Annotated in this window: 20 protein-coding genes; all 20 read left to right on the top strand. The window is 73.7% G+C overall.

Annotated elements, in window-relative coordinates:
- The first annotated feature begins 38 nt into the window (after positions 1-38).
- Positions 39-881 (top strand): proteasome subunit beta, encoded by an 843-nt coding sequence (prcB, locus tag ACGF13_RS15620; RefSeq protein ID WP_392874385.1) that lies wholly within the window; start codon positions 39-41, stop codon positions 879-881.
- Between the two features lie 31 nt (positions 882-912).
- Positions 913-1,668: a proteasome subunit alpha gene (gene prcA, locus ACGF13_RS15625; RefSeq protein ID WP_392874388.1), complete on the top strand. Its 756-nt coding sequence runs from the start codon at positions 913-915 to the stop codon at positions 1,666-1,668.
- Positions 1,669-1,787: 119 nt separating this feature from the next.
- Positions 1,788-3,149, top strand: a complete 1,362-nt coding sequence (pafA, locus tag ACGF13_RS15630) for a Pup--protein ligase (protein ID WP_392874391.1) — start codon at positions 1,788-1,790, stop codon at positions 3,147-3,149.
- 153 nt (positions 3,150-3,302) lie between these two features.
- The gene (locus ACGF13_RS15635) at positions 3,303-4,292 is read left to right on the top strand and encodes an FKBP-type peptidyl-prolyl cis-trans isomerase (RefSeq protein WP_392874394.1); all 990 of its coding nucleotides are present in this window, start codon (positions 3,303-3,305) and stop codon (positions 4,290-4,292) included.
- Between the two features lie 250 nt (positions 4,293-4,542).
- On the top strand, positions 4,543-5,856 hold the full coding sequence (locus ACGF13_RS15640) for an FKBP-type peptidyl-prolyl cis-trans isomerase (protein WP_392874397.1): 1,314 nt from the start codon (positions 4,543-4,545) through the stop codon (positions 5,854-5,856).
- 146 nt (positions 5,857-6,002) lie between these two features.
- Positions 6,003-6,413, top strand: a complete 411-nt coding sequence (locus ACGF13_RS15645) for an FKBP-type peptidyl-prolyl cis-trans isomerase (protein ID WP_392874400.1) — start codon at positions 6,003-6,005, stop codon at positions 6,411-6,413.
- 177 nt (positions 6,414-6,590) lie between these two features.
- Complete coding sequence (locus ACGF13_RS15650; protein WP_392874403.1) at positions 6,591-7,565, top strand: helix-turn-helix transcriptional regulator; 975 nt, start codon at positions 6,591-6,593, stop codon at positions 7,563-7,565.
- Between the two features lie 26 nt (positions 7,566-7,591).
- Positions 7,592-8,518 carry a WYL domain-containing protein gene (locus ACGF13_RS15655; protein ID WP_359901265.1) on the top strand — a complete coding sequence of 309 codons (927 nt, stop codon included), beginning with the start codon at positions 7,592-7,594 and terminating at the stop codon, positions 8,516-8,518.
- A 3-nt stretch (positions 8,519-8,521) separates the two neighbouring features.
- Entirely contained in the window at positions 8,522-8,752 is a 231-nt protein-coding gene (locus ACGF13_RS15660) for a hypothetical protein (RefSeq protein ID WP_049652006.1), read from the top strand.
- A gap of 21 nt (positions 8,753-8,773) precedes the next feature.
- Positions 8,774-8,986: a hypothetical protein gene (locus ACGF13_RS15665; RefSeq protein ID WP_392874406.1), complete on the top strand. Its 213-nt coding sequence runs from the start codon at positions 8,774-8,776 to the stop codon at positions 8,984-8,986.
- 375 nt (positions 8,987-9,361) lie between these two features.
- Positions 9,362-9,661 carry a Sec-independent protein translocase subunit TatA gene (tatA, locus tag ACGF13_RS15670; RefSeq protein WP_392874409.1) on the top strand — a complete coding sequence of 100 codons (300 nt, stop codon included), beginning with the start codon at positions 9,362-9,364 and terminating at the stop codon, positions 9,659-9,661.
- A gap of 76 nt (positions 9,662-9,737) precedes the next feature.
- Complete coding sequence (tatC, locus tag ACGF13_RS15675; protein ID WP_392874412.1) at positions 9,738-10,682, top strand: twin-arginine translocase subunit TatC; 945 nt, start codon at positions 9,738-9,740, stop codon at positions 10,680-10,682.
- A gap of 159 nt (positions 10,683-10,841) precedes the next feature.
- Entirely contained in the window at positions 10,842-12,017 is a 1,176-nt protein-coding gene (locus ACGF13_RS15680) for an NAD(P)/FAD-dependent oxidoreductase (RefSeq protein WP_392874415.1), read from the top strand.
- Between the two features lie 103 nt (positions 12,018-12,120).
- Positions 12,121-12,438 (top strand): (2Fe-2S)-binding protein, encoded by a 318-nt coding sequence (locus ACGF13_RS15685; RefSeq protein WP_392874418.1) that lies wholly within the window; start codon positions 12,121-12,123, stop codon positions 12,436-12,438.
- Positions 12,419-13,819, top strand: coding sequence for an NAD(P)/FAD-dependent oxidoreductase (locus ACGF13_RS15690; protein ID WP_392874421.1), 1,401 nt, complete (start codon positions 12,419-12,421; stop codon positions 13,817-13,819). Before ACGF13_RS15685 ends, ACGF13_RS15690 begins: the two co-directional genes overlap by 20 nt.
- 131 nt (positions 13,820-13,950) lie before the next feature.
- Positions 13,951-14,814 (top strand): dihydrodipicolinate synthase family protein, encoded by an 864-nt coding sequence (locus tag ACGF13_RS15695; RefSeq protein ID WP_392875753.1) that lies wholly within the window; start codon positions 13,951-13,953, stop codon positions 14,812-14,814.
- A gap of 105 nt (positions 14,815-14,919) precedes the next feature.
- Positions 14,920-15,924 (top strand): proline racemase family protein, encoded by a 1,005-nt coding sequence (locus tag ACGF13_RS15700; protein WP_392874424.1) that lies wholly within the window; start codon positions 14,920-14,922, stop codon positions 15,922-15,924.
- Positions 15,925-15,973: 49 nt separating this feature from the next.
- Positions 15,974-17,329 carry an aldehyde dehydrogenase family protein gene (locus tag ACGF13_RS15705; RefSeq protein ID WP_392874427.1) on the top strand — a complete coding sequence of 452 codons (1,356 nt, stop codon included), beginning with the start codon at positions 15,974-15,976 and terminating at the stop codon, positions 17,327-17,329.
- A complete protein-coding gene (locus ACGF13_RS15710; protein WP_392874430.1) occupies positions 17,329-18,357 on the top strand; it encodes a proline racemase family protein in 1,029 nt (342 codons plus the stop codon). Before ACGF13_RS15705 ends, ACGF13_RS15710 begins: the two co-directional genes overlap by 1 nt.
- Positions 18,354-19,286, top strand: a complete 933-nt coding sequence (locus tag ACGF13_RS15715) for an ornithine cyclodeaminase family protein (RefSeq protein ID WP_392874432.1) — start codon at positions 18,354-18,356, stop codon at positions 19,284-19,286. The genes ACGF13_RS15710 and ACGF13_RS15715 overlap by 4 nt, the downstream gene beginning before the upstream one ends.
- Positions 19,287-19,290: the final 4 nt, after the last annotated feature.

Consider the following 19,290-nt stretch of genomic DNA (forward strand, 5'->3'; position numbering starts at 1 on the left):
CGGGCAGCGCGCGCTTCAAGCTACCTGGAAGGAATCGTGTGGAAGCCAACACTCGCGGCACCGGGCGTCTGCCGGCCGCCTTCCTGACCCCGGGGTCGTCGTCCTTCATCGACTTCCTCGCCGACCACCAGCCGGAACTGCTCCCCGGCCGCCGCGGGCTCCCCGAGGGCGTCATGGTCGAGGCCCCGCACGGGACCACGATCGTGGCCGCGGTGTTCGACGGCGGCGTGGTGATCGCGGGTGACCGGCGGGCGACCATGGGCAACGTGATCGCCCAGCGCGACATGGAGAAGGTCTTCCCGGCCGACGAGTTCAGCGCGGTCGGCATCGCCGGCACCGCGGGCCTCGCGATCGAGATGGTCCGGCTGTTCCAGCTGGAGCTGGAGCACTACGAGAAGATCGAGGGCACCACGCTCTCCCTGGAGGGCAAGGCCAACCGGCTCACCACCATGATCCGGGGCAACCTGGGCATGGCGATGCAGGGCCTCGCGGTGGTGCCGCTGTTCGCCGGCTACGACCTGGACCGCGGCCGCGGCCGGATCTTCAACTACGACGTCACCGGCGGGCGCTCCGAGGAGCGCGGCTTCACGGCCACCGGCTCGGGCTCGGTCTTCGCCCGCGGCTCGATGAAGAAGCTCTTCCGCGAGGACCTGACGGCCGACCAGGCCGTCACCATGGTCGTCCAGGCGCTGTACGACGCCGCGGACGACGACTCCGCCACCGGCGGTCCCGACCTCGCCCGCAAGATCTTCCCGATCGTCTCGCTGATCACCGAGGACGGCTTCCGCCGGCTCACCGAGGCGGAGGTCACGGAGGTCGCCGTCGCCATCACCGACGAGCGCCTGGCCCGGCCCAACGGCCCGCAGGCCCCGCTGATCTAGCCACCCCCTCACAGGAAAGGGACGACCGCCGGTGTCGACACCGTTCTACGTCTCACCCCAGCAGGCCATGGCGGACCGCGCGGAGTACGCCCGCAAGGGCATCGCCCGCGGCCGCAGCGTGGTCGTGCTCACCTACGCCGACGGCATCGTCTTCGTCGCGGAGAACACCTCCAGGGCGCTCCACAAGGTCTCCGAGATCTACGACAAGATCGCCTTCGCGGCGGTCGGCCGCTACAACGAGTTCGAGAACCTGCGCATCGGCGGCGTCCGCTACGCCGACCTGCGCGGCTACTCCTACGACCGGGCCGACGTCACCGCCCGCGGCCTGGCCAACGTGTACGCCCAGACCCTGGGCACCATCTTCTCCTCGGTCGGCGAGAAGCCGTACGAGGTCGAGCTGATCGTGGCCGAGGTCGGCCGCACCTCCGACAACGACCAGATCTACCGGCTCACGCCGGACGGCTCGGTCGTGGACGAGAAGAACTACGTGGTGGTCGGCGGCAACGCCGACTCGATCGGCAACTACCTGGGCCAGCGCCACCGGGCCGGTATGAGCCTCACCGAGGCGGTGAAGCTCGCCGTGGACTCGCTCGCCCGGGACCCCAACGGCGGCAGCCCGCGCAGCCTCACGCCGGAGCAGCTGGAGGTCGCGGTCCTCGACCGCCAGCGGTTCCAGCAGCGCAAGTTCAAGCGGATCCTGGGCAACCAGCTGGGCCGGCTGCTCGACGGGGACCAGTCCGCCGAGGCGGACGACGAGGACAACCCGGCGGACGGCACGCCGGTGTAGCAGTTCCTGCGGAGTCCCGTACGGGCGGCCTGCCGCCCGTACGGGACTCCGGTGCCCCTGCGGCGGCCCAGTCGTCGTGGAGGCGGTTTCGGACAGCTCCGACAGAGAATGGAGTGCTCATGGACCGCCGGATTTTCGGGCTGGAGAACGAGTACGGCGTGACCTGCACGTTCCGCGGGCAGCGGCGGCTGTCGCCGGACGAGGTGGCGCGGTACCTGTTCCGCCGGGTCGTCTCCTGGGGGCGCAGCAGCAACGTCTTCCTGCGCAACGGCGCCCGCCTGTACCTCGACGTGGGCTCCCACCCCGAGTACGCCACCCCCGAGTGCGACGACGTCGTCGAGCTGGTGACGCACGACAAGGCCGGCGAGCGCATCCTCGAGGGGCTCCTGGTGGACGCCGAGCGGCGGCTGCACGAGGAGGGCATCGCGGGGGACGTCTACCTCTTCAAGAACAACACCGACTCGGCCGGCAACTCCTACGGCTGCCACGAGAACTACCTGGTGGCCCGGCACGGCGAGTTCTCCCGGCTGGCCGACGTGCTGATCCCGTTCCTGGTCACCCGGCAGCTGATCTGCGGCGCGGGCAAGGTACTCCAGACCCCGCGCGGCGCGGTGTACTGCGTCAGCCAGCGGGCCGAGCACATCTGGGAGGGCGTCAGCTCCGCCACCACCCGCTCGCGACCGATCATCAACACCCGGGACGAGCCGCACGCGGACGCCGAGCGCTACCGCCGGCTGCACGTGATCGTCGGCGACTCCAACATGTCCGAGACCACCACGCTGCTCAAGGTCGGCTCCACCGACCTGGTGCTGCGGCTGATCGAGGCCGGCGTGGTGATGCGCGACCTCACCCTGGAGAACCCGATCCGGGCGATCCGCGAGGTCAGCCACGACCTCACCGGCACCCACCAGGTGCGCCTCGCCAACGGCCGGGAGGCCAGCGCGCTGGACATCCAGGAGGAGTACTACACCAAGGCCCTGGAGTTCGCCGAGCGCAAGGGCATCAACACCGGGACGGTCGCCCGGGTGCTCGACCTGTGGGGCCGCACCCTGGAGGCCGTCCGCACCGAGCGGCTGGACGGGGTGGCCCAGGAGATCGACTGGATCATGAAGTACAAGCTCATCGAGCGCTACCGCGAGAAGCACCAGATGAGCATGTCCAACCCGCGGGTGGCGCAGATCGACCTCGCGTACCACGACATCCACCGCCGCCGCGGCCTGTTCTACCTGCTCCAGGGCAAGGGCCAGGCGCAGCGGGTGACCACCGACCTCAGGACCTTCGAGGCCAAGTCGATCCCGCCGCAGACCACCCGGGCCCGGCTGCGCGGGGACTTCATCCGCCGGGCGCAGGAGCAGCGCCGGGACTTCACGGTGGACTGGGTGCACCTGAAGCTGAACGACCAGGCCCAGCGCACGGTGCTGTGCAAGGACCCGTTCCGTTCGGTGGACGAGCGGGTGGAGAAGCTGATCGCGGGGATGTAGCCCGCCGAAGCCATGTGATCACCCGGTGTGACCGCAGTGATGTGATCAAGGAGGCGTCCGGCCCCGGTGGTGTCTACCGGGGCCGGACGCGTGCCGGGCATACGCTGTCCGTCGAGTCAGGAGAGCCGACTTCGACCGACAGTTAGGACCACCGTGCGCCGCACCGCCGGTTTGCTTCTCACCCTGCCGCTGCTGCTCGCGGTCGCCTGCAGCAGTTCCCCCCCGGCGGCCGGCCCGGCGACGCCGACCACGGCGAGCGCCGCCCCGACGGTGCCGGCGCCGGTCGGCGAGGCGTCACCGATGCCCACCCTTTCGGGTGGCGGGTACGGCAGCAAGGCCACCATCACCATCCCCGAGGGCCAGCAGCCCAGCGGCCAGTTCGTGGTGAACACGGTCACCGAGGGCGAGCGGGCCACCGTCAACAAGGGCGACTGGGTGACGGTCAACTACACCGCCAAGAACTGGACCACCGGCAAGGACCTGCCCAGCTCGTACGACGCCAACGGCAAGCCGCAGCTCTACCAGGCCGGCAGCGGGCAGCTGGTGCCGGCGCTGGACCAGAGCGTGATCGGCAAGAAGGTGGGCTCCCGGCTGCTGGTGGTGGCCCCGCCGGCGGCGGCCTTCGGCGAGCAGGGCTCCGGCCAGCTGGGTGTCAACAAGGGCGACACGGTGGTGTTCGTGCTGGACATCATGGAGAGCCTGCCGCCGGACTCCACGCTGAGCGGGACGATGACCGAGCCGCCCGCGACGATGCCGCAGGTCAAGGACAACGGCAAGGCCCCGGTGACGATCACGATCCCGGCCGGGCAGGCCCCGCCGGCCGAGCTCCAGCAGGCCGTGCTGATCAAGGGCGAGGGCAAGCAGGTCAAGAGCGGGCAGACCCTGGTGGTGCAGTACACCGGGGTGCTGTGGGCCAACGGCCAGCAGTTCGACTCCTCCTGGACGCACGGCGGAGCCCAGGCGGTGCAGATCGGCACCGGCAGTGTGATCGAGGGCTGGGACAAGAGCCTGGTCGGGCAGAACGTCGGCAGCCGGGTCCTGCTGGTGGTGCCCCCGGCGCTCGGCTACCAGGACAAGGCGCAGGGCTCGGTGCCCGCGAACTCGACCCTGGTCTTCGTGATCGACATCCTCGAAGCGGTCTAGCGACTGGTGGGGCCGTGCCTGGTGGGATCCACCGGGCACAGCCCCTCGAACTCACCCCGGGGATTCCGTACGCTTGGGCGGACGCTCGTACAACGAAGCGTCCGCCCTCATCCTGAGCTGTCATACTGCCCACGCACTGTGGCAGGCGCCGCCCGGCGCCGAGGCCTGGGGCGGGCGGTGCGACCGCAGGCCGGCGTGCCCACGCCGGGCGCAGACCTGGAAGACCTCGTGGCGAGATGGATGGGGAGTCATGACTGAGAAGACGCCGAGCCCGGGCGGGGCCGGCACCGCGGCGAACGACGGCTCTGCGGACCCGGCCGCCTCCCGTCCCGGCGGCCCGGTCGGCGGGGACCGCGAGTCGATCGTCGTCCCCCCGGCGATCCTGGCGCAGCAGGCCGGCTGGGCGCAGCCCGGCGAGGCGCCGCGCGCCCCGGGCGGCGGGACCAAGACGGACGACGCCCCGCAGATCTTCGCCTCCAACGTGCGCAAGTCGGACACCTCGGAGGCCGGGTACGACGAGAACCCGCCCGGAGTCGGCAAGCTGGGTGTGATCCTCGGCACGGTGATCGCCCTGCTGCTGGTCGGCAGCGGCGTCACGCTCTACATGGTGAACAAGGACGGCTCCAAGGACAGCGCCGCGGCCAAGCCGGACGCGACCAAGAGCGCGCCGCCCACGCCGACCGCCGACCCGGTCCCGCCGATCAAGGACAGCGCCAAGGTGCTGCCGACGGTCGCCGGCGACTTCGGCAAGAAGGCCGAGATCCAGGTGCCGGGCGAGGCCTCCGACGGCTCCTTCGTGGTCAAGGTGCTCACCGAGGGCACCGGCGCCAAGGTCGAGAAGAACTCCTGGACCTCGGTGGACTACACCGCCAAGGACTGGAACACCGGCAAGGACATCCCGAGCTCGTACGACGCCAACGGGAAGCCGCAGATCTTCCAGGCCGGCACCGATTCGCTGATCCCGGCCCTGGACCAGGCCGTGATCGGCAAGAAGGCAGGCAGCCGACTGCTGGTGGTGGCCCCGCCGGCCGCCGCGTTCGGCGCCCAGGGCAAGGCCGACATGTCGATCGGCCCCAAGGACGACCTGATCTTCGTGATCGACGTCCGCAACGCCAACGCGCCCGACTCCGTGGTGAGCGGGACGGTCACCCCGCCGCCGGCGGACTTCCCGCAGGTCAAGGACAACGGCAAGAAGCCGGCCGAGATCACCCCGGTGGCCGGGGCGAAGGACCCGACCGAGCTGAAGTCGCACGTCCTGATCAAGGGCACCGGACCGGCGGTGGAGAAGGGCGAGAAGGTCGTCGTCCAGTACACCGGCGCGCTGTTCAAGGACGGCAAGGTGTTCGACTCCTCGCTCAGCAAGGGCCAGGCGTTCACCTTCCCGGTCGGCGGCGGCCAGGTCATCCAGGGCTGGGACCAGGGCCTGGAGGGGCAGACCGTCGGCAGCCGGGTCGAGCTGGTGATCCCCGCCTCGCTGGGCTACGGCGACAAGGGCCAGGGCGACATCCCGCCCGGCGCGACGCTGGTCTTCGTGGTGGACATCCTCGACGCCGGTCAGGGCTGATCCACTTTCGGGTGACAATGGTGCACGTGTGACCTTCGGGTCCGGCCGTGTGGCCGGACCCGGACGGGCGGCGGGTGCGCGTACGGTGGTTTGCCGAGACTTCGGTCGGGGCGGACCCGGTACGGGTGCCCGCCGCTTGGTCGTGAATGCAAGCGAATGTGAGAAGAGGGACTGTGAGCGTCAACCTCAACGAGAAGCCCGAGATCGACTTCCCGATCGGCGACGCCCCGACGGAGCTGCAGATCCGCGACATCGTCGTCGGTGACGGCGAGGAGGCCAAGTCGGGCCAGGTCGTCAGCGTCCGCTACGTCGGCGTGACCTTCGAGACCGGCGAGGAGTTCGACGCGAGCTGGAACCGGGGCACCGCTCCGTTCCAGTTCCCGCTGGGCAAGGGCCGCGTCATCAAGGGCTGGGACCAGGGCGTCGCCGGCATGAAGGTCGGCGGCCGCCGCGAGCTGACCATCCCGTCGCACCTGGCGTACGGTGCCCAGTCGCCGACCCCGGCCATCCCGCCGTACTCGACCCTGATCTTCGTGGTCGACCTGCTGGGCGTCTGAGCCTGCCGTGACCGTGGGCCGGACCCCTCCGGGGGCCCGGCCCACGGGCGTGTCCGGGGGCGTTCGCGGAGGCGGCTTTTGCAGTGCGTACCGCTACCGGTACGGTCGGTCCCGCCGGGTGGAGATCGCCCGGTTGGCGCACCCCGCGCGCGGCGCGGCACACCGGAAGGGTCAGCGATGGCGATCGCCAAGGCAGAGCGGCTGATGAATCTCGCCCTGTGCCTGATGAACACCAGACGTCCGCTCTCCAAGAAGGAGCTGCGGGAATCCATCGAGGCGTACCGCGAGGCCTGGCAGACCAGCAGCGAGGACGCCTTCAACCGGATGTTCGAGCGGGACAAGGACGACCTGCGCGAGCTCGGCCTGGTGATCGACGTCGACGAGAGCACCCTGGACGGCGAGCTCGGCTACCTGGCCCGGGCCGACCGCAACCGGCTGCCCGAGATCGCCCTGGACGCCGAGGAGGCGGCCGCGCTGACCCTGGCCGCCCGGGTCTGGCAGCAGGCCAAGATGTCCGGCGCGGCCAGCGGCGCCCTGCAGAAGCTGCGCGCGGCCGGGGTGCCGTTCACCGAGGCCGAGGGCCGTACCGCCCTGGAGCCGCGCATCCCCGCCCGGGAGGCCGCGTTCGAGCCGCTGCTCACCGCCGCCCGGGACCGCCGTCCGGTCACCTTCGAGTACCGCAAGGCCGGCGCCGCCGCCGTCGAGCAGCGCAGCGTCGAGCCGTGGGCGCTGGAGTGCTGGCGCGGCCACTGGTACCTGGCCGGGTACGACCGCGACCGGGGCGACGCCCGGGTGTTCCGGCTCAGCCGGATCACCGGCCGGGTGAAGGCGCGGTCCGGGGCCTTCCTCGGCACCGTGCCCGAGCACGTGGACGTCCGGGCCACCGTGGCGAAGTTCGCGGGGGAGGGGGCCACCGCCACCGCGACCGTCCGGGTCCGCCGGGGCGCCGGCTTCCCGCTGCGCACCAAGGCGCTGAGCAGCACCCGGGTGGACGAGGCCTGGGACGAGCTGGAGATCCCGTACGGCAACGGGCTGGGCGCGGACCTGGCCGAGTTCGGGCCGGACGTGCTGGTGCTCGGGCCGGAGGAGCTGCGGGCGGATGTGGTCGACCGGCTGCGGGCGGTCGCGGGTATCGAGGGAGAGCAGGCGTGAGTAACGCGATCGACCAGACGCGACGGATGCTGTCGCTGGTCACCTACCTGCGCGAGCGGCCCGGGGCCGAGGTCGCCGAGGTGGCCCGGGCGTTCGGGATCAGCGAGCGCGAGCTGATCGCGGACCTCAACGTGCTGCCGATGTGCGGCACCAGCTTCCGCGGCGGTGACCTGCTCGACATCGACACCGACGGCGAGCGGATCTGGTGGCACAACGTCGACGACGTGGCCCAGCCGCTGCGGCTGGCCGCCGACGAGGCCACCGCGCTGCTGGTGGCCGCCCGCGCGGTGGCCGGGCTGCCGGGCCTGCGGGCCGGGGACCGCGAGGCGCTCACCCGGGCCGTCGCCAAGATCGAGAACGCGGCGGGGGAGAGCGCCGAGGGCAGCGCCAGGGTCGGCGTGACCTTCGAGGCGGAGAGCCACGTCTTCGCCGACATCGACCGCGCGCTCAGCGAGGGCCGCCGGCTCTGGCTGCGCTACTACTCGCACGGGCGCGGCGGGATGACCGAGCGGGAGGTCGACCCGATCCGGCTGCTCACCGAGGGCCACACCTACCTCGAGGCCTGGTGCCGCACCTCCGAGGACCACCGGATGTTCCGGCTCGACCGGGTCGCCGAGATCCGCGTCCTGGACGTCCCGGCCGACCCGCCCCGGCGCGAGCCGCGCGACCTCAGCGGCGGGCTGGTCAACCCGGCGGCGGACGACCCGGAGGTGGTCGTCGAGGTCTCCTCCGGCGGGCGCTGGGTGGCCGAGTACTACACCCACGACCGGGCCGAGGAACTGCCCGACGGCGGGCTGCGGATCACCCTGCGCAGCGCCGACCCCTCCCAGCTGCGCCCGCTGGCGCTGCGGCTGGGCCGGGACGGCCGGATCGTCTCGCCGCCCGAGCTGGCCGAGCAGGCGCGCTCGGCCGCGCGGGAGGCGCTGGCCGCCTACGGGGAGGGGCGGGCCTGAGCGGTGGAACCCGGGACCAGATTCAAGGTGTACTGCTCCGAGTGCCGGGAGAAGGTGGAGCTCCCGGCCGAGGACTTCCGCCTGACCCTCGGTCGCACCCCGGCCCAGGCGCACTACAGCTTCGGCTGCCCGCGGTGCGGGGCGGCGGTGCGCAAGCCGGCCGGGGAGAAGATCGTCGAGGCGCTCACCGGGGCCGGGGTGCGCACCATGCGGCTCGTCCCGGCGGAGGGGTGACCCCCGTATAGGGTGGGGCGCATGTCCTGGATGCTCGTCGCCGCCGTCCTGCTCGCCACCGTGGGCCTGCTGGTCCTCGGGGTCCTCGCGATCCGGCTCTGGCTGGACGTGCGGGCGCTGGCCAAGGGCGTGGACCGGGCCTCGCGGGCGCTGGCCGCGGCGGCCGAGGACCTGGCGGAGGCGATGCCGGCGGCGAACGCCCCGGTCGAGGAGCGGGCCGTCCCGGTCGCCTAGGGCCTGTCTTCAAACTCCCGTCGTCCGCCCGGAGGGCGGGCGGGGCGGCGTTGGGGTGCGTGCATCGCAAGGCGGAGGAGGGAGCCACTGCGGAGCATTGGCGACCGACGACAACGCGGCGAGGTGCGTGCCCCGGCGTCGCCCCGCAGACGCGAGTTTGACGACAGGCCCTAGTTCCGCGTAGCACGGTTGGGCCGGTGGTGGTACGGGGGCTGCTGCGCGCGGGTGGGGTCGGGTTACGCTCTGAGGTGGCTCCTGAACCGCGTTCCGGGGGCCGCTGTCCTGTTCGGGCGGCCGTCGTCGTGGCGTCATCCGCAGCGGTTACCATCCGCAGCGGACGGCCCGTCGGGCCGCCATGACTGAAGGTGGTCGCGCATGCGCATCTCGATGACCGCGATCGTGGTGATCGTGGTTCTCGCCATCGTGCTGTTCGGAGCCAAGCGGCTGCCGGACCTGGCGCGCTCGCTGGGCAAGTCGATGCGGATCCTGAAGAGCGAGGCGCAGGCGATGCGTTCGGACGGCGAGTCCGAGCAGCCGGCCCGGCCCGCTCCGGCTCCGGTCGACGGTGGTGCGGGCAAGACCATCCAGTCCGCCCCGGGCGCGGCGGCCACGGCCCGTCCGGTGAACGAGTCCGCCGCCGGGGCCTCCGCGCCCGACGGCGACCGCCCGCACTGAGCGCGGCGCACGTGACGTACGCGACTTCGGAGGCCCGTCGACCGGCGGGCCCCCACGCACGAGTTGAGGACCGGGGTTGAGCAAGCTCTCCAAGGCGCCGAAGGCGTCAAAGGATCCTGAGGGGCGGATGGCCCTCGCCGACCACCTGCGGGAACTGCGCAACCGCGTGGTCAAGTCGGTCCTGGCGATCGTGGTGATCACCATCGTGGCGGCGATCTACCACAAGCAGCTCGAGGACCTGCTGCTGAAGCCGCTGCCGCAGTGCAACACCCCGGAGCTGGCCAAGCACTACCACGGCAAGTGCGCCCAGGTATCCAACATCGGCCTGACCGCCGGTTTCACCTGGATGCTGAAGGTGGCCCTGACGGCCGGTGTGGTCGCGACCGTGCCGATCTGGCTCTACCAGGTCTGGGCCTTCGTGGCGCCCGGCCTGCACAAGCACGAGAAGAAGTACACGGTCGTCTTCCTGCTCTGCGGGACGCCGCTCTTCCTGGCCGGTGTGGCCGTGGCCATCCTGGTGCTGCCGACCACGATCGACGTGCTGATCTCGTTCACCCCGAACAACACCACGCCGATCCTGCCGCCCGAGGACTACTTCGACATCGCCACCAGGATGGTGCTGGTCTTCGGCCTGGCCTTCGAGTTCCCGCTGCTGCTGGTGATGCTGAACGTCATCGGCATGGTCACCGGCAAGCGGCTGCTGGGCTGGTGGCGCGGCATGGTCATGGGCATCACGGTGTTCGCGGCCTTCGCCACGCCGAGCGCCGACCCGCTGAGCATGCTGGCGCTGGCCGCGCCGATCTGGGCGCTGTACTTCATCGCGGTGGGGATCGCGCTCTTCAACGACAAGCGGAAGGCGCGCCGCAACCCGGACGCGGGGCTGGACGACGAGGAGGCCTCGCGCCTGGACCTCTCGGTGCGGCCGGTGGCCGGTGCGGAGTCCGTCGAGGCCTCGGCGGCCCCGGCGGCCGACGCGGCGGTGCCGGCGTCCCGCCGCGAGGAGATGGACGACATCACCTGAGTCGCCCGAGCCGATAGGCCCTGAGGGAGCCCCGGTCCGCCGCTCTGCCGAGCGGTGGGCCGGGGCTCCTCGGCGTTCGGGCCTTTCCGCTGGTCGGGGGTGCTCCCGGTTTCGGGTGGCGGGCTTGGCAGCTTCCATGGCATGTGACATATTACTGAGGTGCTGAAGACCGAGAGACCTCCCCTGGACGTCGTCGTGGTCGGCGCCGGTGTGGTCGGCGCCGCCTGCGCCTACTACGCCGCCCGCGCCGGGCTCGCCGTCGCCGTCGTGGACCGCGGCCCGGTGGCCGGCGGCACCACCGGCGCGGGCGAGGGCAACCTGCTGGTCTCCGACAAGGAACCCGGCCCCGAACTCGACCTCGCCCTGCTCAGCACCCGGCTCTGGCGCGAACTCGCCGAGCGGCTCGGCCCGGCCGTCGAGTACGAGCCCAAGGGCGGCGTGGTGGTCGCCTCCACCGCCGCCGGACAGGACGCGCTGCGGGCCTTCGCCGCCGGGCAGCGGGCCGTCGGGGTCGAGGCCGAGGAGGTGCCCGGCGAGCGGCTGCGCGAGCTGGAGCCGCACCTGGCCGAGGGCCTGGCCGGCGGCTTCCACTACCCGCAGGACGCCCAGGTCCAGCCCGCCCTCGCCGCCGCCCACCTGCTGCGCGAGGCCCGCCGGATGGGCGCCCGGCTGATCACCGGGGAGAGCGTCACCGCCATCGACCGGGGCCCGGACGGCGCCGTGCGCGGCGTGCGGACCGACCGGCGCGGCCTGGCCGCCGGCGCCGTGGTGAACGCGGCCGGCACCTGGGGCGGCGAGGTGGCCGCACTGGCCGGGGTGCACCTGCCGGTGCTGCCCCGGCGCGGCTTCGTACTGGTCACTGAGCCGCTGCCGCGGGTCGTGCGGCACAAGGTCTACGCGGCCGACTACGTCGCCAACGTGGCCAGCGGATCCGCCGGGCTGGAGACCTCCGCCGTGATCGAGGGCACCCCGGGCGGGCCGGTGCTGATCGGCGCCAGCCGGGAGCGGGTCGGCTTCGACCGCACCCTCTCCCAGGAGGTGCTGCAGCGGCTCGCCGCCCAGGCCGCCGCGCTGTTCCCGGTGCTCGCCGGAGTCACTGTGATGCGCACCTACCGGGGCTTCCGCCCGTACCTGCCGGACCACCTGCCGGCCATCGGGGCGGACCCCCGGGTGCCCGGGCTGTACCACGCCTGCGGGCACGAGGGGGCCGGCATCGGGCTGGCCCCGGCGACCGGACTGCTGATCAGCGAGCAGCTCACCGGCAAGCGGCCGGAGCTCGACCTCGCGCCGTTCCGGGCGGACCGGTTCCCCGTCGAGGAGAGTTCCGCCGAGTGACGCCCGGCCGAGTGACGCCCGGCCGGGTGACGGCCCGGCCGGGCGACCACCGGCCCCACGACCGCCAGACATGAGATTCCGTCCAGGATTGGAGAAGCCGCCGATGCGCCGCCGCACCCCCGCCGGGCTGGTCGAGGCCGAGCCAGGGCCCGCCCACCACATCGAGTTCGACGGGCGGCCCGTCCCCGCGCTGCCCGGGCAGTCGATCGCCGCCGCGCTCTGGGCCGACGGCGTGCTCGCCTGGCGCACCACCCGGGTCGGCGGCACGCCGCGCGGGGCGTTCTGCGGGATCGGCGCCTGCTTCGACTGCCTGGCCACCGTCGACGGCCGCCCCAACCAGCGCACCTGCCTGCTCCCCGCCGAGCCCGGCACCACCGTCACCACCCAGGAGGGCCACGGCCGTGCTGACCTCGCCGTCTGAGACCTTCGACCTCGTCGTGGTGGGCGCCGGCCCGGCCGGGCTGGCCGCCGCCGTCACCGCCGCCGACCTCGGGCTGCGCTGCGCCCTGCTGGACGGCGGGCAGAGCACCGGCGGGCAGTACTACCGCCACCCGGCGCCCGGCCTCGGCGCGGCCCGCCCCGACCGGCTGCACCACCACTGGTCCGCCTACACCGGTCTGGCCGGCCGGCTCGACGCGCACGAGCGCGCCGGGCGGGCCGCCTTCCTGGCCGGCCACCACGTCTGGGCGCTGGAGCGCACCGGCGACGGCTTCGCGGTGCACGTCACCCGCGGACCGGAGAGCACCGACCGGGCCACCGTCCGGTCCCGGTCGGTGCTGCTCGCCACCGGCGCGTACGAGCGGCAGCTGCCCTTCCCCGGCTGGACCCTGCCCGGGGTGGTCACCGCGGGCGGCGCCCAGGCCATGCTCAAGGCCGGACTGGTGCTGCCCGGGAAGCGGATCGTGGTGGCCGGCAGCGGCCCGCTGCTGCTCGCGGCCGCCTCCTCGCTGGTCACCGCCGGGGCCGAGGTGCCCGCGGTGGTCGAGGCCACCGCCTACCTCGGGTACGTACGGCGCCCCGGCGTACTGGCGGGCGTCCCCGGCAAGCTGGTCGAGGGTGCCGGGCACGGTGGCGCGCTGCTGCGGCACGGGGTGCGGCTGCGCCCGCGCAGCGCGGTGGTCGAGGCGCACGGGACGGACCGGGTCACCGGCGTCACGGTGGCCCGGCTGGACGCGGACTGGCGGCCGGTGCCCGGCACCGAGCGGCGGATCGACTGCGACGCGCTCGCCGTCGGCCACGGCCTGCTGCCGCAGATCGACCTGGCCACCGAGCTGGGTGCGCGGACCGTGACCGGGCCGGACGGCGCCGTCGCGCTGGAGGTCGACGCCCGGCTGCGCACCAGCGTGCCCGGCCTCTGGTCGGCGGGGGAGACCAACGGCGTCGGCGGCGCGGACCTCGCGCTCGCCGAGGGCGAGCTGGCCGCCCACGCGGTGGCCGGCGAGCTGCCCGCGGCCGCGCTGCTGCGCCGCCGCTCGCGGCTGCGGGCCTTCGCCGGGCTGATGGCCGCCGCCCACCGGCCGGGGCCCGGCTGGACCGGCTGGCTGCGCCCGGACACCGACGTGTGCCGGTGCGAGGAGGTGCCTGTCGCGGCGATCCGGGAGGCCGTCGACGAGCTGGGCGCGGGCGATCCGCGCACCGTCAAGCTGCTCACCCGGGCCGGGATGGGCTGGTGCCAGGGCCGGATGTGCGGTCCGGCCGTGGCCTGCCTGGCCGGTTCGGGTGAGCCGGGGCCGGACCGGCGGCCACTGGGTTGCCCGGTGCCGCTCTCCCAGTTGGCCGCCGGGCCCGAGCCCGAGGCGTAGCCGGTCCGCCGTCGAACGGTGGGCCGGGGACCTTGTCTCCGGCCTGCCCGCTCTTGTAAAATGTCACACCTCATCAAGGAGTTCACGTGTCCATCACCCAGCACGACACCACCCGTCCGTGGCGCGGCATCATGGTCGCCACCACGCTGCCGCTGCGCCCGGACCACTCCGTCGACTACGACGCCTACGCCGAGCACGTCCGCTGGCTGATCGACTCCGGCTGCGAGGGCGTCGTCCCCAACGGCTCGCTGGGCGAGTACCAGACGCTCACCGCCGAGGAGCGCGCCAAGGTCGTCGAGGTCGCCGTCGAGGCGGCCGGCGACGGCTCCCGGGTCATGCCCGGCGTGGCCGCCTACGGCAGCGCCGAGTCCCGCCGCTGGGCCGAGCAGGCCGCCGAGGCCGGTGCCGGCTCCGTCCTGCTGCTGCCGCCGAACGCCTACCGGGCCGACCACGCCTCGGTGCGGGCCCACTACGCCGAGGTCGCCAAGGCCGGCCTGCCGATCGTGGCGTACAACAACCCGATCGACACCAAGGTCGACCTCGTCCCCCCGCTGCTCGCCCAGCTGCACGCCGAGGGCTCGATCGTCGCCGTCAAGGAGTTCAGCGGCGACGTCCGTCGGGCCTACGAGATCGCCGAGCTGGCCCCCGGGCTGGACCTGCTGATCGGCGCCGACGACGTGCTGCTGGAGCTGGCGCTCGCGGGCGCGGTCGGCTGGATCGCCGGCTACCCGAACGCCCTGCCGGCCGCGTCGGTGGCGCTCTACGACGCCGCCGTCTCCAAGGACCTGGAGAACGCGCTGCCGCTCTACAAGTCGCTGCACTCGCTGCTGCGCTGGGACTCCAAGACCGAGTTCGTCCAGGCCATCAAGCTCTCCATGGACATCGCCGGGCGCCCCGGCGGCCCGGTCCGCGCCCCGCGCCAGCCGCTCACCCCGGAGATCGAGACGGCCGTCCGCGCGGCCACCGAGAAGGCGCTGGCCGACGGCCTGGTCTGATCCCCCCTGCCCGGATGATTCCGGGCCCCGGGCCTCCGGGCCGGCTGCGGCGGCAGCCGGCCCGGCCCACCCCCACCATCCGAACCTGTACGGGAGTTGTGACCCATGCGGAGCCGTCATGTGTTCCACGCCGTCGACTCGCACACCGAGGGCATGCCGACCCGGGTGATCACCGGCGGCTTCGGCGTCATCCCCGGCGCCACCATGGCCGAGCGCCGGGTGCACTTCCAGCAGCACCTGGACCACTTCCGCACCCTGCTGATGTACGAGCCGCGCGGCCACGCGGCGATGAGCGGCGCGATCCTCCAGCCGCCGACCCGCCCGGACGCCGACTTCGGGGTGCTCTACATCGAGGTCTCCGGGCTGCTGCCGATGTGCGGGCACGGCACCATCGGGGTCGCCACCGTGCTGGTCGAGACCGGGATGGTCCCGGTGGTCGAGCCGGTCACCACCGTGCGGCTGGACACCCCGGCCGGGCTGGTGGTCGCCGAGGTGCACGTCGAGGACGGCGCCGCCAAGGCGGTGACCATCCGCAACGTGCCCTCGTACTCCGTCGCCCTGGACCGCAAGATCGAGGTGCCCGGCTACGGCACGGTGAACTACGACCTCGCGTACGGCGGCAACTTCTACGCCATCCTGCCGCTCGCCGAGTTCGGGCTGCCCTTCGAGCGCGAGCGCAAGCAGGAGATCCTGGACGCCGGCCTGGCGATGATGGACGCGATCAACGCGAGCCCGGACAAGCCGGTGCACCCGGAGAACCCGTCCATCCACAGCTGCCACCACGTCCAGCTGCTCGCCCCCGGCTCCACCGCCGAGCACTCCCGGCACGCGATGGCCATCCACCCCGGCTGGTTCGACCGCTCGCCCTGCGGCACCGGCACCTCGGCGCGGATGGCCCAGCTGCACGCGCGCGGCGAACTGCCGCTCGGGCGGGACTTCCGCAACGACTCCTTCATCGGGACCACCTTCACCGGGCGGCTGGTCGAGGAGACCGAGGTGGCCGGGCGGCCCGCCGTGGTGCCCACCGTCACCGGGCGGGCCTGGGTCACCGGCACCGCCCAGTACTTCCTCGACCCGAGCGACCCGTTCCCGGCGGGCTTCCTGCTCTGACCCCACCTACCTCCTTCGTCCCCGTACCTCCCTCGAAGGGCTGCTGGCTGTGACCATCACCTCGTACAACCCCGCCGACCCGGACGACCTCGTCGTCGCCGTCGAGGAGCCCGGCGCCGAGGCCGTGCGGGCCGCCGTCGGGCGGGCCCGGGCGGCGCAGGGCGACTGGCTCGCCGCCGGGGCGGGCGCCCGGTCGGCGGCGCTCGGCCGGATCGCGGACGCCGTGGAGGCGCACGCCCACGAGCTGGCCGCGCTGATCGTGCGCGAGGTCGGCAAGCCGTCGGCCGAGGCGCTCGGCGAGGTCGCCCGCACCGCGGCGATCTGGCGCTACTACGCGCAGGCCCCGTACGCGCCCTCCGGGGCCGTGCACGAGCCCGCCGCCGGGCCCGGGCTGCTGCTCACCCGGCGCCGCCCGTACGGGGTGGCCGGGCTGATCGCGCCGTGGAACTTCCCGCTGGCGATCCCGACCTGGAAGGCCGCGCCGGCCCTCGCCGTCGGCAACGCGGTGGTGCTCAAGCCGGCGCCCGAGGCGACCGCCTGCGCGCTGCGGCTGGCGGAGCTGGCCGGGCTGCCCGAGGACGTGTTCACCGTGCTGCCCGGCGGGGCGGAGGAGGGCGCGGCGCTGGTCGACGCCGTGGACGTGGTCTCCTTCACCGGTTCGACCGGCGTCGGCCGGGCCGTGGTGCGGGCCGCGACCGAGCGCGGGGTGCCGGTGCAGGCCGAACTCGGCGGGCTGAACGCCGCGCTGGTGCTGCCGGACGCCGACATCGCGCAGGCCGCCGGGCACATCGCCGCGGCCATCGCCGGGTACGCCGGGCAGAAGTGCACCGCCACCAGCCGGGTGATCGCGGTCGGCGCCGCGTACGAGCCGCTGCGCGAGGCGCTGGTCAAGGCGCTCGCGGCGGTCGACGACGCGGTCTGCGGGCCGGTGATCAACGCCGCGGCCCGGGAGCGGCTGACCGGCGCCGTCGCCTCGGCGGTCGAGTCCGGGGCCGTCGTCCTGGCGGGCGGCGGGGTGCCCGAGCGGGCCGGCTGGTACGTCGAGCCGACCCTGCTCACCGAGGTGCCGGCCGAACACCCGCTGGCGCGCGAGGAGTTCTTCGGCCCGATCGCGGTGCTGCACGCCGCGGCCGACCTGGACGAGGCCATCACGCTGGCCAACGACACCCCGCACAGCCTCTCCACCTCCGTGCACACCCGCAGCCTGGACGTGGCGCTGGCCGCCGCCGACCGGCTGGACGCGGGCATGATCCGGGTCAACGCCCCGTCCAGCGGCGTCGACTTCCACCTGCCCTTCGGCGGGGCCAAGGGCGCGAGCCACGGCGACCGCGAGCAGGGCCAGGCGGCCCTGGACTTCTACACCGTCAGCCGGACCGTCAGCGTGCTGCCGGGCGGTGGCGCCTGATGTTCGTCCGCACCGTCGACTACCACACGGCCGGCGAGCCGTTCCGGATCGTGCTGGACGGCGTGCCGCCGATCCCCGGCGACAGCGTCGCCGAACGCCGCGCCATCGCGATCGGCTCGGGCGGCAGCGCGACCTCGCCCCGGTCGAGCGCGCTGGACGACGTCCGGCAGCTGCTCAGCCGGGAGCCCCGCGGCCACGCCGGGATGTACGGCGGCTTCCTGGTGGCGCCGGACGACGACGAGGCGCACCTGGGCGTGCTGTTCTGGCACAAGGACGGCTACTCCACCGCCTGCGGGCACGGCACCATCGCGCTCGGCGCCTGGGCGGTGGACTCCGGGCTCGTCCCGGCCCCCGCCGACGGCGTGGCGCGGGTGCGGATCGACGTGCCGTCCGGCCGGGTCACCGCCCTGGTGCACCGGACCGGTGGGCGGACCACCGGGGTGACCTTCCGCAACGTGCCCAGCCGGGTGACCGCGCTGAAGCTGCCGGTGGAGACCTCGCGCGGCACCGTGGAGGTCGCCGTCGCGCACTCCGGCGCCTGCTACGCCTCGGTGCCGGCCGCCGCCCTCGGGCTCGCCGTGGAACCGGCGCAGCTGCCCGAACTCACCGCCGTCGGACGGGAGATCAGGGCGGCGCTGGCCGACGCGGAGGCGGTCGCGCACCCGACGGACGCCCGGCTCTCGGGCGTGTACGGGGTGGTGCTGTACGACGAACTCCCCACGGCGGACGGCGGGTTGAACCAGCGGAACGTCACCGTCTTCGCCGACGGCCAGATCGACCGCTCGCCCTGCGGCTCCGGCACCTCCGCCCGGCTCGCGGTGCTCGCCGCCGAGGGTCGGCTGGCCCCCGGCGAGCCGCTGCGGCACGAGTCGATCATCGGCACGGTCTTCACCGGCCGCTTCCTCGCGGGCGGCGACCCGTACGGCGAGGGCGTGGTCACCGAGGTCGGCGGGACGGCCCACCGCACCGGCGAGCACGGCTTCGTCCTGGAGCCGGGCGACGAACTGGGAGCGGGGTTCCTGCTGTGAGCCCGACCGCACCGCCCGGTACGGCCGTCGTGCCGCTCCGGTACGCCGTCGCGGGCACCGGCGGGGTCGGGCCCGCCGACGCGGTGGAGGCGATCGAGCGGGTGCTGTTGGACGGGTTCGACCCGGAGGCGGCACCCGCCCGGTCGGCCGTACCCGTCCCCGCCGGGGAACTGCTGCTGATGCCGGCCGCCGCCGGGCCGTACGCCGGGGTGAAGATCGCCGGGGTTGCGCCCGCCAACCCCGAACAGGGGCTGCCCCGGATCACCGGCAGCTACCTGCTGCTCGACGGGCCCACCCTGCAGCCGCTCGCCCTGCTGGACGGCGCCGCGCTCACCGCGCTGCGCACGCCCGCCGTCACCGCGGCCGCACTGCGCCGGCTGGCCGTGCCGGAGGCCGAGCACCTGGTGCTGTTCGGCTCCGGACCGCAGGCGTACGGACACCTGGACGCCCTGCTCGCCGTCCGCCCGCTGCGCCGGCTCACCGTGGTGGCGCGCAACGCCGAACGGGCGCAGGCCCTGGTCGCGTACGGGCGGGAGCTCGGACTGGCGGCCGAGGTCGGCGGCCCGCGGGCGGTCCGCGACGCGGACCTGGTGGTCTGCTGCACCACCGCGCGCACCCCGCTGTTCGACGGTGCGCTGGTGCCGGCGCACGCGGCGGTGGCGGCGGTCGGCTCGCACGAGCCGGACGCCCGGGAGGTGGACGAGCTGCTGGTCCGGCGGGCCGAGCTGTACGTGGAGGCGCGCGGCGTCGCGGCCCGGGAGGCCGGGGACCTGCTGATGGCGGGCGTGGCCGGGCGGCAGCTGTGGAACCTCGCCGAGCTGGTGCGCGGCGACGCGCTGGTGCCGGACGGGCGGCCGCGGTTCTTCAAGAGCGTCGGGATGGCCTGGCAGGACCTGGCCGTCGCGGCGGAGGTGCACCGGCGGCAGTAGCCGC

The sequence above is a fragment of the Kitasatospora sp. NPDC048286 genome (assembly GCF_043201735.1).
Taxonomy (GTDB): domain Bacteria; phylum Actinomycetota; class Actinomycetes; order Streptomycetales; family Streptomycetaceae; genus Kitasatospora.